General features: G+C 51.8%; 11 protein-coding genes. 2 read left to right on the top strand and 9 right to left on the bottom strand.

Features of this window, described 5'->3' with window-relative positions:
• Positions 1-15: 15 nt before the first annotated feature.
• The gene (locus KJS69_RS09640; RefSeq protein ID WP_213583505.1) at positions 16-891 is read right to left on the bottom strand and encodes a sugar phosphate isomerase/epimerase family protein; all 876 of its coding nucleotides are present in this window, start codon (positions 889-891) and stop codon (positions 16-18) included.
• 533 nt (positions 892-1,424) lie between these two features.
• Here KJS69_RS09640 and nagB point away from each other — a divergent pair.
• Together nagB and nagA are read left to right on the top strand one after the other, a co-directional pair.
• On the top strand, positions 1,425-2,150 hold the full coding sequence (gene nagB, locus KJS69_RS09635) for a glucosamine-6-phosphate deaminase (RefSeq protein ID WP_213583504.1): 726 nt from the start codon (positions 1,425-1,427) through the stop codon (positions 2,148-2,150).
• On the top strand, positions 2,150-3,331 hold the full coding sequence (gene nagA, locus KJS69_RS09630; RefSeq protein ID WP_213583503.1) for an N-acetylglucosamine-6-phosphate deacetylase: 1,182 nt from the start codon (positions 2,150-2,152) through the stop codon (positions 3,329-3,331). The genes nagB and nagA overlap by 1 nt, the downstream gene beginning before the upstream one ends.
• A 1,119-nt stretch (positions 3,332-4,450) precedes the next feature.
• On the opposite strand, the gene KJS69_RS09625 is transcribed toward nagA, so the two are convergent.
• The 8 genes from KJS69_RS09625 to KJS69_RS09590 all read right to left on the bottom strand — a co-directional run bounded on the left by KJS69_RS09625 (position 4,451) and on the right by KJS69_RS09590 (position 12,765).
• Complete coding sequence (locus KJS69_RS09625; RefSeq protein ID WP_213583502.1) at positions 4,451-5,410, bottom strand: ROK family protein; 960 nt, start codon at positions 5,408-5,410, stop codon at positions 4,451-4,453.
• A complete protein-coding gene (locus KJS69_RS09620) occupies positions 5,407-6,219 on the bottom strand; it encodes a DeoR/GlpR family DNA-binding transcription regulator (RefSeq protein ID WP_213583640.1) in 813 nt (270 codons plus the stop codon). The genes KJS69_RS09625 and KJS69_RS09620 overlap by 4 nt, the downstream gene beginning before the upstream one ends.
• 57 nt (positions 6,220-6,276) lie before the next feature.
• Positions 6,277-7,326, bottom strand: a complete 1,050-nt coding sequence (locus tag KJS69_RS09615) for an SIS domain-containing protein (RefSeq protein WP_213583501.1) — start codon at positions 7,324-7,326, stop codon at positions 6,277-6,279.
• Positions 7,327-7,497: 171 nt separating this feature from the next.
• Complete coding sequence (locus KJS69_RS09610; protein ID WP_213583500.1) at positions 7,498-8,856, bottom strand: helix-turn-helix domain-containing protein; 1,359 nt, start codon at positions 8,854-8,856, stop codon at positions 7,498-7,500.
• A gap of 39 nt (positions 8,857-8,895) precedes the next feature.
• The gene (locus KJS69_RS09605; RefSeq protein ID WP_306434401.1) at positions 8,896-10,098 is read right to left on the bottom strand and encodes a M20 metallopeptidase family protein; all 1,203 of its coding nucleotides are present in this window, start codon (positions 10,096-10,098) and stop codon (positions 8,896-8,898) included.
• A complete protein-coding gene (gene sdaAA, locus KJS69_RS09600; RefSeq protein ID WP_213583499.1) occupies positions 10,095-10,985 on the bottom strand; it encodes an L-serine ammonia-lyase, iron-sulfur-dependent, subunit alpha in 891 nt (296 codons plus the stop codon). Before sdaAA ends, KJS69_RS09605 begins: the two co-directional genes overlap by 4 nt.
• A gap of 2 nt (positions 10,986-10,987) precedes the next feature.
• Positions 10,988-11,662 (bottom strand): L-serine ammonia-lyase, iron-sulfur-dependent subunit beta, encoded by a 675-nt coding sequence (gene sdaAB, locus KJS69_RS09595; protein WP_213583498.1) that lies wholly within the window; start codon positions 11,660-11,662, stop codon positions 10,988-10,990.
• Positions 11,663-11,694: 32 nt separating this feature from the next.
• A complete protein-coding gene (locus KJS69_RS09590; protein WP_213583497.1) occupies positions 11,695-12,765 on the bottom strand; it encodes a dihydrodipicolinate synthase family protein in 1,071 nt (356 codons plus the stop codon).

The following is a 12,765-nucleotide window of genomic DNA, read 5'->3' as shown; positions in this document are numbered from 1 at the left end:
GAGCCTTAATCAAGCTTACCGGTAACGCTTAATAAACTGAACCGCTTTACGGATGTCCACTTCCGGCTGATCGCCCACTTCCCGCTCGATCGTCAGATAGCCTTCATAGCCGATTTGTTGCAGAGCGGCGAAATAAGCGTCAAAGTCCACTTTTCCTTCACCCAGCGGAACCTCTTTGAAAATTTCTCCAGACGCCACCATTTGTGCAATTTTGCCGTGATCCATCGGCTCATAGCCCAGCGCTCCATAAATTTCACGCGGATCCACTTCTTTATAGCGAATACCGTCCTTAACGTGGGTATGTACGATATAGTCCTTCAGCGTGATGACTCCCTGAACCGGATCATCTCCTGTAACCATAACCATATTCGCGGGATCGAAGTTAACCGAAACTCCCTTGGAGCTTAATGTATCCAGGAAGGATTTCAAATGCTCGGCCGTTTCCGGACCTGTTTCTATAGCAAAGAAAGCGTTCATGCTGTTGGCATATTGGCTCAGCTCTTCGCAGGCTTTCTGCATCGCATCATAAACTGCGCTATTGCGATCATCCGGTACAATACCGATATGAGTAGTAACCACATTCGTTCCAAGATCCATAGCCAGATCGAGAATCTGCTTTGATTTTTCGATTTTAGCCGGATTTTCAGATGTGTCCTGGAAACCGTGACCGCCCAGATCTCCGCATAATGCCGATATCTCCAATCCTAATGAGTCGATATAGTCTTTCAGTTCTTTGCGCTGTGCCGCATTCAGATTAGCAGGGTCCATTTCTCCTTTGACGGCATAGATTTGCACCCCTTCCGCCCCAACTTCCTTAGCTTTCTTCAGCCCTTCCCTAACACCGATTCCAAAGCTGTCGACAATGACTCCGATTTTATTCGCAAGCTTCATGTCTACACTCCTATCCCGTAATTTTAATAATTCCCCCTATAGTTTATAAGCCGTCCTGTAGCTAGTCAATGTTTTCCGGCTATATATTAGCAATAAAGATTTTTACGGTCGATCCGGCTCCATATCGCACCTCCAGGCGCTCACGCCTGAAAATAACTTATTTGCGTTATTAGCAATAAAAATGACGTTTACAATCATAAAATTGATCACAATTACAATTATGATCGTTATAAGCCTTCTTGTTTATTGACATACACTCGCAGAAACTTTACAGTTAAATTAGGACTATTATGAGTTAGATAGGAGTTCCGGATAGTGATCCCGTTTGGGACAAGCGGAATACGGCTAACCGCTTACGATAGATCATAGCGGTTCAATGGGCTCTGTTTACGGCAGAGGACTGTTGGCTACCAATACCCTGTATTACATTTTACTAAGCAGCCGATGACACTATACGCCGGGCTTCTATTTTCATTTACAAGGCGGACAGAACTTTCTTTCGTCCGCACAACAATCCGGAGGTTAGATAAAGAATGAATGTGCTCACTTTTCCATCCAATGAAGAATTAAATGAGGCCGCAGCTGGATTATTAACAGCCACCCTGCACCAGAAAGCAAATGCTGTGCTTGGTCTGGCTACCGGATCCACTCCTATTGGAGTTTATGAGAAGCTGGTGGAATTCTATAAAAAAGGAAGGGTCAGCTTCCAATCTGCCACCACCTTCAATCTTGACGAATATGTAGGACTGCCCCGTGACCATGCGGAAAGCTACTACACCTTTATGAACACCCGTCTGTTCCAGCATATCGATCTTCCTGAGGCCAATGCCCATATTCCTGACGGTCATGCCGATGACCCGCAGCAAGAATGCGAGCGATACGACCGGATGATCGGGCAAGCCGGTGGAATCGATGTGCAAATCCTCGGAATCGGCCATAACGGTCACATCGGATTTAACGAACCGGGCGATACGCTGCAAAGCGCAACCCACTTGATCGAGCTTCACGAGGAAACCCGGAAAGCAAACGCCCGTTTCTTCGCATCCATTGACGAAGTTCCGACAAAGGCGATTACAGTCGGCTTAGGAACGATCATGAAATCCAAATCGATCCTGCTTCTAGCCCGAGGATCCGATAAGGCTGAAATTATGCGCCGGGCGCTGCGCGGTCCGATAGACCCGCAATGTCCCGCCTCGTTCCTGCAGCTGCATCCCCAGCTGATCGTCATGACGGATTCTGAAGCTGGGAGGCTGCTATAATGGCTTCTCATCCTTCTCAGACTCTAATTACTAACGCTTCGATTGTTATGGAAGATTCCGTCCTGACGGACGGTGAAATCCTGCTCGAAGGAGATCAAATTAGTTGGATTGGCCTTCGGGGAAGCCATCCGGAGCTGACGGAATCGTTCGCTGGCACGCGAATCGACGCTAAGCAAGGCTGGATTGTGCCCGGCTTTATCGATATCCATGTCCATGGGGGCTACGGCCACGACTTCATGGACGCTACCAAGGAATGCCTGGATGGCATAACCCGCTTCCATAGCCAGCACGGTACGACCTCTATGCTGGCCACTACAGTTACGGCATCTCACGAAGCCATTGTCAACGTATTATCGGCAGTAAGCGACTATACGAGTCAGGAAATGCCTTATGCCCAGCTAATCGGGGTCCATCTGGAAGGGCCCTTCATCAGTCATAAATGGCCCGGCGCCCAAAATCCGGCATTTATCGTACCTCCACAGAAGCAATGGCTCCAAGAGTGGTCAGAGCAATATCCGGGCTTGATCAAAATGCTGACTCTGGCCCCCGAGACGGAAGGAGCCTATGAATTAATTCAATGGCTGAAGTCTAACGGGGTTGTGGCCGCGGCCGGCCATACCGACGCCTCTTACGATATCGTAGAAGAAGCGGTAGAGCATGGACTGAGCCATGCCGTCCATACCTTTAATGCGATGACTGGCCTTCATCATCGGAAGCCGGGAACCGTCGGCGCGGTATTGACCGATGATCGGATCAGCGCGGAAATTATCGCTGACGGGTTCCATGTCCATCCCGCCGGAATCAAGCTGCTGACTCGCGCCAAGGTGAATCATAATCTGATGCTGATTACCGATGCGATGTCCGCAGCCGGCCTGGGCAACGGACAATACAGCCTTGGCGGGCTGCCTGTTACCGTGAAGGACGGCGTCGCCACTCTAACGGAGGGCAACAGTCTGGCCGGAAGTACGCTGACGATGATATCCGCCTTCCGCTTTGTCATCGATAAAGTCGGTCTGACCGTACCGGAAGCCAGTGTGCTCGCCAGCGGCAATCCGGCGCGGATGCTCGGAATGTACGATACGATCGGCAGTATCGCCGCAGGCAAACAGGCTGACGTCCTGCTGCTGACTCCCGAGCTGGAAATCGGCGGCATGTGGATCAAAGGCAAACAAACGGTGTAAATCTCCCATATTCTAAGTACACTACGTGAAAGTGGGATCCCTACCCGCAAAGGGACATCCTTTAGGGGACGGCGGGCCTGCCGATGAAAATCGCTGTGCCAATACATCCATTTTTCCATCAGGAGGACTTACAGGCCGCAATCGATGGAAACGCCTGACAGCGTCTTGAGGATAGATAACCGTAAACTGTAGGTGCTAAGCAGATTAGGCGCAGGCGCTGTACAGACGCAGGCGTAGGCACTGGCGGGGTGCAGGCGTAGGCGCTGGCGGGGTGCAGGCGCTGGCGGGGTGCAGACGCTGGCGGGGTGCAGACGCTGGCGGGGCACTGGCGGGGCACAGGGACAGGCGGGGCGCTGGCGGGGCGTATAGGCGCTGGCGAATTGCGCGTGCCGCGACACGGCCCCCGCTGACAATCGACTGCAATTGTGCAATCCTTTTGGCAGGAATCCGCTCTTTTCAAACCATCGCCTGCATTTCTACAGTCAAATCTTTAGATCCGCCCGTTTTCGGGCCGAAATGGACGAATCTACTGCACATTTGCAGTAGATTCGTCGAAATAAGGACAAAAGTCGTCCATTGACTGCACATTTGCATTCCTTCCTACATTTGGAAGCGAACCACTTTCCCCCCTCGATAACTTATCCCGATCATTTTAATAGCACCGATATTCGCCCTTATTACAAGAATGGCCGCGAGAACTTTTTCATTCTGTAGATGGCAGGTGTAACCGGCTATACCGGTCCTTTAATGGCGGAATAACGTTTCGCGGTGAAAGATCAGCAAAGTTATAATTGCGAATCTTTCATATGATGTTAGAGAAAAAAAGAACCGTCTGTCAAATCCAGACGGTTCTTGTATTTCAGGCTATCCTTATCCAGATGCCCGTTGATTTGGGAGCCTGCCGCAATCTGCGGTTTAATGAAACGTACATAAGTTATCCTGATAATTACAAAAAATAAGTCCAGCGCAATTAATTAATATATGCGCAATGGATTAATCCCGGCCAGCGGCCCATATATAAGCAACATTAAAGCCATTATAAGCCAAACCGGCTGTCTTGCGGCAGTATAGCAGTCTGGTCTGGTCAGGTCTGGTCTGGCCTGGGGCCTTGCATTAACGTTATTGCTGCACCCGGTTGCAGGCGTTAACGGCGCTCCCAATCACTCCGGCATCATCCAGCAGCTCGGCTGTTTTGATCTCCAGGTGATTCCAGTACATGGGCAGCACCAGCCGCTGCAGCTCCTGCTTCATGGGACCGAGCAGCCTTTCTCCGGCATTGGCGCCGCCGCCCCCGATGACGATGACGTCCGGATTAAGCAGCGTTACGGCATAGGATAGCCCTTTGCCAAGCAATTTACCGGTATGAGTCATAATGTCGATGGCGGCCTGGTCACCGCGGTCATATGCCTGGGATAGATGGGTAGCCGTTAAAGCCGACGGATCGGGCACCATGGAAGACATAATGGTGGGAACCCCGCTCTTCACCGCTTCACGCGCCTGCCTGGCCAGACCGGTTGCAGAGGCAACCGTCTCCAGACAACCGGTTAAACCGCAGCCGCATACGGCCTCCTCCCCGTCCATCCGAATATGACCGATTTCACCGGCAATGAAGGAACCTCCATAGTACAGCCTGCCGTTCTCTACCAAAGCGGCCGCGACTCCGGTACCAATCGTGATGCCTAACACAACAGGATAGCCCTGACCGCTTCCTCTGGCTGCTTCACCCAAAACATACATACGAACATCGTTATCAATGTACACGGGAATACCCAACAATTGATTCAGCTTCTCGCTAACTCTGAAATCTTTCCAGGATAGATTGGCCGAGAAATTGCAAATTCCGTCGACAGGGTTAATCAAGCCCGGAATTCCGGCACCGATCGCCTGTACATCCTCACGGGTGATGTTATGTTGAGAGATCAGTTCATCGATCATTCCGGCAATTTTTGCCACGACGTGATCTCCGCCCTTGGCTGCTTCCGTTGGAAGCTTGAGCTTGCGGAGCAGTTGAAATTGTTCATCCAGGAGTCCGCAAACGATATTGGTACCGCCTAAATCGACACCGGCATAATACTTCATACGTTTCCCTCTCTTTTTCCACTCGATTGAACTAAATATTGCTTCACGCCAATATTTTCCAACTCCTGACCAAGTTCTTCGCCGATGTTCCGGGCATCCGTTATACAGGCATAAATGGAAGATAACGGCGCAATGGAGAATAACGAATTTTTATCGACCTTGGATTGATCGAACACCGCATAGGTTTGTCCCGACCTTTTGATCAGCGCTTTGGCGATTTGCGCCTCGGATTCCGAATAAGTGGACACGCCTTGCGAGGAGATGCCGTCGATCCCGAGAAACATTTTGCCGATATTCAAGTTCTCGACCATTTTCTCTGCCAGCGGCCCACATAGCTCGAAGCTCTTGTTGCGCATAATGCCGCCGATCACAACAATCTGGATCTCGTCGTTATCTGCCAGCTCCACAGCAATGTTAACAGCATTGGTCACAACCGTAATCCCTCGCCGCATCTTCAACGCCTTGGCGATCAAATAAGTAGTCGTCCCGCCGGACAACCCGATAACATCACCTTCCTCGATCAGCGAAGCCGCCTTCTCGGCAATCAGTTCCTTCTCGATCCAGGCATAATGCTTGCGCTCGGTGAACGAAATTTCCCTTGTGGCGCTAAACCCATCATATAAAGCCCCGCCTATCGTGCGGATGATCGGCTCCGTCTTCTCCAGCATATCCAGATCACGGCGTGCGGTCGCTTCAGAGCAAGCGAAGGCCTCGACAATTTCTTGCACCGTCAATCGCCCATTCTGTTTTAGCATATTCAGAATACTGTCGCGCCTTTGCTTTCCTTTGGAAGAGCTGGATCCAGCCATCATTTCGTTCACTCCATACTAGACTTTTTTAGAGCCTGTTCACTCTACGCCAGACATTTAGAGCTTGACTACCTGGGTCAAGTTACGAGGACTGTCCGGATCTACTCCCAGATTCAGAGCCGTGTAATAACCAAGATATTGCAGGACTGGCAAATATAGCACACTTCTGGCTTCATCGGATAGCTCCCGGCCGCCTACCTCGAAGACGGTATCCGCGAACGCGGTATCCTCACCTTTGCTGGCTGTGATCAACATAACATGTGCGCCGTAGGCTTTCATTTCCTCAGCTACTTTCAATTCGTAGCTTCTTGCTTGCTCGGACACGAGGACGCACAGGAATGTATTCTGATCGACGATCGATTTCGGGCCATGGCGGAATTCCAATGTTCCGAAGCTTTCGGTCCAAACATAAGACATCTCTTTAATTTTCAGACAAGCTTCCTGGGCGAGGCCAAAATAAGCTCCCATTCCCAAATAAACATATTTGCTGAATTTCGTCGGAGCTACCGCTTTAGCCGTTCCATCCGCCGCCTGGACCACCTGCTCGTCCAATTCCGCCACCTTGCGAATCTCGTCCAGCAGCTCCGCCTTGCCGGAACCGATGGCGATAGCCGCTTGCATCATATAAGTCATGCTGCTGAAAGATTTCGTCATGACGGTGCTCTTCTCCTGGCCGAGCTCAGATACGAGACTTTCCGCCATTTGTCCCAGCTTGCTGTCGGCGTAGCATGTAATTCCGCAGATGGTCCAGTTCGATAAATCCTTAACAGAATCCAGCGCAACAATAACTTCCGTTGACTCTCCCGAACGGGAAACCCCTACGAGCAAATACTGACGTCCGGCTGCAGCCGCCTGATCTCTAAACAAGAAAATTTCCGAAGACGGCCATGCGGATGCATCTCTTCCCATCCACTTGCGGAATGTGGCGGCCATCGTTTGGGCCTGATAGAAAGAAGAGCCCGAGCCGATAAAAATGACCTCGTCAAATTGTTGGTTGGCAATGTACTTATCGATCCAGGCCTTGCTTTGCTCCGCCTTGACCAAGGCTGCACGAATCGCTTCATGCTGAGCAGAAATTTCAGGGTAAGTGAATTTACCGAATTCCATGATTAAATCGCTCCTTTTAACAAAAATAAGATTATAATGAAATTATAAGTCTTATTTTTGAAAGATTCAATCATAATTATTATCAATTCAATCAAAATGGTCATTGTTATCGGTCGTTTTCTTGGTCGTGACTTTGCACCTTCTTTTAAAATGTCTATCCTATAGTCTGTTTTATGGCTCATTTTCCTGCTGATTGTCAATAAACAGGAGGCGATAGATTTGCTTCGGTCTTCCTTTAGATGGATTGCGCTGCTCTCCGACGATGTCTACGAGACCATTATCTGTCCATTGTAACAGAAAGCGATGAACGCTGCGAATGGTTACTCCCAGAATGGCCGCGAGCTCCTTGGCGGTGTAATCCGTTTGTCCTTTGCGCGCGACCTGCGCAGCCAGCTTGCTTAAATAGGCCAGCGTCATCCCGCTATTCTCCGCCTTCTTGATCAGATTGGAATCAATCAGCGACAGATTCACTTCCAACGGCTGCGACATCTCCAGCGGACCGATAACACTCCGGTCCTCCCTGACGATAAAGCTGATATTCCCTCCCGCTTCCCGAGCCTGGCGAAGAGCGATTCGCGCATGAGTGCCGGCTTCGCCGGCAGACTGTCCAAAGCCTACACCCATGCTGAGGGTGAAGCCGAACGACTTCTCTGCTTCGTGTGCAAGAGGAATATATTTATAGCCTCCGGTTTCCCGTTCAAAAATACCACGCGTTGTGATGAATAAATATTCATCCCCGCCCAGATGCGTCAAATGCCCATCCAATGATTCAACATAACCTAGCAGCATGCGATGAACGTCCAGCTTAAGCTTCTGAACTTCATGCTCGGTCGCTTTCGTTGCATAGAGCTTGCCCGAATCGTCAATAACAATTAATCCGAGAACGATCTGAGACTCCTTGCTTCTGCGGGTTTCGGTCGATAACAGCGCTCGTTCCAGCGTCACAATAATATCCTGCTCTGTCGGAACGACCCATTCGTTCGGGATTTTCAATGCCGTCAGTTCATCTGCAACCGATTTCAACCCAGTCAAGGCACACGCCTTGCCATCGGACTCCTCATAGATTTTCCGGTGAAAGCGGATAAGCTCTTCCTTGGAATACGGATCCTTTCCATTATAGACGACAGTTTCAAAACCAACCTCGCCCAGCTCGTTGAGCGGAGGTTCGATCATTTGCATCTTTAAGGTATCGACCGAAAGTGTAGATGCGGCGAAGCGCTTGTGGGATCGAAAGAGCGCCCGGTACAGTCCGGTCCCCGTCAGCGGCAAATAGTGAACCGGGACGGTGAATTTAAGCTTGTCCTTGGCCCTTTGATAAGGAAGAGGCCCTGAAAAAAGAAGGACTTCCACCTCGTCCATCAATTCTTGGGCCAATGCCGGTACTTCGTTTTCATTTGTGAACTCAGAGTAAATGGGCTGAAAGGATGGGAAGCCCTTCAGCACCTTACTAATTTTTTTGACAACCACTTCCGAACCGATGACACCGATTTTAATACTGTCCAATACATTATTATTCCAATTAGAAATCATCAGCTACGTGCCTCCAACTTTGAGATAAAGGAATAGTCGTTATCTCTCATTTTGCCTGATCAGCCGATCCGTTGCAATGGCTGACAGCAATGATGCACCCAAAGCTATGCATTGTTCATTGATTGAAAATTGAGGATGATGCAGCCCATATGCTTGTTCTGCATCCTTCTCCGGACCGGAGCCTAGCCAGAAGAAGCAGCCCGGCACATGCTTCAGGTAGACGGAGAAGTCTTCTCCGGCCATCGTAGGCGCGGCCTCTACCCGATTTTCCCGTCCGATCAGCCGATCTACTGTTCCTTCCACATGCTCCACACATTCCTCTGTACTAACCAGCACCGGTGTCTGTTCGATATAATTAACGGTCGCTTGACAGCGGTATCCTTCTGCAATCTGCTTCGTGATCCGCTCCAGACGATCTTTCATTCCACTCTGTACCGCCGGGGAAAAAGTTCTGACCGTTCCGGTCATTACCGCCCGGTGAGGGATGACATTGTTCGCTTCCCCTGCATGGATGCTTCCAATAGTGACCACTACCGGCTCAAAGGGAGACACCTCCCGGCTGACCGCCGTCTGAAGTCCCATAACGATAGCCGAGGCGGCGACAACCGGATCGATGCTCTTATCGGGGATTGCGCCGTGGCCTCCGCGGCCCTCCAGCATAATCTCCAGCCGGTCCACCGAGCCCATCAGGGAGCCGTAACGGGTAGCGACTTTACCTGCGGACAGAGTAGGTAAATTGTGCAGCCCGTATATTTCATCCACTCCTTCGAGGGCACCGTCTTGGATCATCGCCTTCGCTCCGGCATTGATCTCCTCGGCCGCCTGGAACAGGAAGCGAACGGTACCGCTAAAGCTCTCCCGGCGGGAAGATAGGATACGCGCCGCTCCGAGCAAGATCGCCGTATGAGCGTCATGGCCGCAGGCGTGCATAACGCCCTTCACCTCGGAAGCGAACGGCACCCCGCTTTCCTCCTCGATCGGCAAAGCGTCCATATCCGCGCGCAGGGCAATGACCGGCCCCGGAGCAGTGCCGGTCAAATCAGCGACAAGACCGTGGCCTCCCACTCCTGAGCGCACGTTAAGACCCAGCCCGCTCAGCGCCTCCGCCACCTTCCCTGCGGTACGCGCCTCCTGCAGGCTAAGCTCGGGATGGCGATGCAAGTCGCGGCGGAATTCGATCAATTGCGCCTCTATTTGCTTCCCCATATCCAGCAGTTCCTGTTCGGCTATTCGAGTGCTCACGGCTTCTTCCTCCTTCGCAAGTTCAGCTCGCTCATAATTTGTTTGCCCGTCGGAGTCTGCGCTAATCCGCCCTTGGCCGTCTCCCGGTGCTTCTCCGGCATCGCGCTGCCGACTTCATACATGACGCTCACGACCTCATCGGAAGGAATCACACTCCGTACTCCGGCCAAGGCCATATCCGCGGCGGCAAGCGCATTGACGGCTCCGAAGCCGTTGCGAACGATACAAGGGATCTCGACCAGCCCGCCAACCGGATCGCATATGAGCCCGAGGGTATTCTTAAGCGCGAGACCGACGGCATGCACCGCCTGGGAAGGCGATCCTCCACGCAGCTCCGTCATCGCTCCGGCTGCCATTCCAATGGCCGAGCCAACTTCGGCCTGACAGCCGCCTTCCGCCCCGGAGACGAAAGAGTTGTTGGCGATAATGTAGCCGATAGCCCCGGCGCAGAACAGCCCTTCAACCATATGATCGTCGCTCCAGCCGAAGCGTTCCTGACTGCTGACGAACACACCGGGAATAATGCCGCAGGAGCCTGCGGTCGGCGTGGCGATGATTCTTCCCATGGAAGCGTTCACTTCAGAAACCGCAAGGGCATAGGCCATCGCAAGGCCGGCTTCTTTTCCCGCCGAAGCTTCATGGTCGTTCATGAAGCTCATGACCCGCTGGGCGTCTCGTCCGGTCAATCCGCTGCGCGAGGTCGTATCCTCGGTCAGCCCTTTGCGCACCGCTTCCTTCATGACCTCGTAATAGCTTTTCATCTTGCTAAATTCCTGTTCCGGAGTTCTCCCGGACTCCTTCGCCTGCTCCTCGACCATGAGTTTTCCAATCGAGAGCCCTTCCTGCTCGCATAAAGCAGCCAATTGTTTCAGCGTTCGAAATCTCATCTTCATCCTCTTTCCGTGAGATCAATGATCCCCACTGTATGAATCAAATCGACACTGCGAATCCGCTCGATCAGTCTGTCGGAGATCGGCGAGTCCACCTCAATCACCGTCATAGCCTCACCGTTACGGGATTTCCGATCCAGATCCATATATCCAATATTCACATGTTCCGTTCGGAGTATAGCCGTAATATCGGCTATAAGACCGGGCCGGTCCTGATGGGCAATGACCAAGGTAGGATAAATCCCGGTGAATTTGACATCGAACTGGTTAACATTAACAATCTCAATGTTTCCTCCGCCTATCGACGAGCCGACAACCGTAAGCTCTTTACTGTTCCCGGACAAAGTAATCTTGGCCGTATTGGGATGAATGGCCGGGTTGTTGCTGGGGATAAAGACGACTTCCATCCCGGCTTGCTCCGCATCTTCCAATGAATGAGGAATTAGCTCGTCATCGGTTTCATAACCCAGCAGGCCGCCGACAAGGGCCAGATCCGTCCCATGCCCTTGATAGGTTTCCGCAAAAGAACCATACAAAGTAATCTCTGCTTTCTCAGGAAGCTCGCCAAACAGCTGACGGGCTACCCGTCCAAGACGAATAGCCCCTGCCGTATGCGAGCTGGAGGGACCGATCATAGCCGGCCCGATTATAGAAAACACATCTTTAAACCGCATGGAATACCCCTCCGCTCTTGGTGGGCGTTACCTTATTGCGCCAGCCATTCGTTCAAATGACGCTTCACGAACTCGTCGTCGTTCAAATGTGGGTAATCTCGGTACACCCGGTCGATTTCTTCCATTTGTCCCGGAGACAATTCCTCTTCCGGGTTAAGACACCAGCGGCCCTCGAGGAGTCCTTGGCGTCTCAGCACCTCGTGAATGCCGGGAATACAGCCGGCAAAGTGATGCGCCGGATCGAAGAACGCGGCATTGGCTTCCGTCACTTCGATATTCCGCGTCAACCAGTCCGCCGATAGCTGTTCATTATCCCGAACCTGCTTGATTTCTTCCAGCAATTCCACCGCATTCTTGGTCCACACGGCCCAATGCCCGAGCAGCCCGCCGACAATCTTCTTCTCTACCGTCTGACCGTCCACCTGGAAACGATAAGATGTCAGCAGATCGGTGACGATATTGTCATCATTTCCGGTATACAGCGCAATTTCGTCGCGCCGATCGGAGTAACATACCGCTCTTACGACGTCAATCGTTTGATAGCGATTGAACGGGGCCATTTTGATCGCCGCCACTCCGGGAATGTTGGCAAACTGCTCCCAGAAGCGGAAGCTGAAGATCCGGCCGCCGACTGAAGGTTGCAGGTAGAAGCCGAATACCGGGATCAACTCGGCAATCGCGCGAGTTCTCTCGAGAATTTGCTCCTCCGTCCAATCCTGCAGACCTCCCATGCTTAGCAGTCCCATGTCATAGCCAAGGCTAACGGCCAGCTCGGCTTCAGCAATGGCTTGCTCCGTAGGGCCGCAAATCCCCGCAATTTTCAGGAAGGGACGATCCAGCTTCGCCCGATCTACTTCCTCCGCAGCGAGCCGCAAGACCGGTTCCAACAAATTGACATCCTTATCCCGGATTTCAAATTGGGTGGAATGGACGCCTACGGCTACACCGCCGGCCCCCGACGCGATATAATATCGGGTAAGCGCTCTTTGACGGCGCTCGTCGAATTTCCGGTTCTCATCCAAAGCGAGCGGATGAGCAGGAATGGCCAAGCCTTCATGCAAGGCTTTCAACTGATCTGGAGTTAATTCTTTGCGTTGGGCCAT

Origin of the sequence: Paenibacillus sp. J2TS4, assembly GCF_018403245.1 — a bacterium.
Classification (GTDB): Bacteria; Bacillota; Bacilli; order Paenibacillales; family NBRC-103111; genus Paenibacillus_L.
The sequence above is the reverse complement of the archived record's forward strand: the minus strand, read 5'-3'. Positions and strand labels throughout refer to the sequence as shown.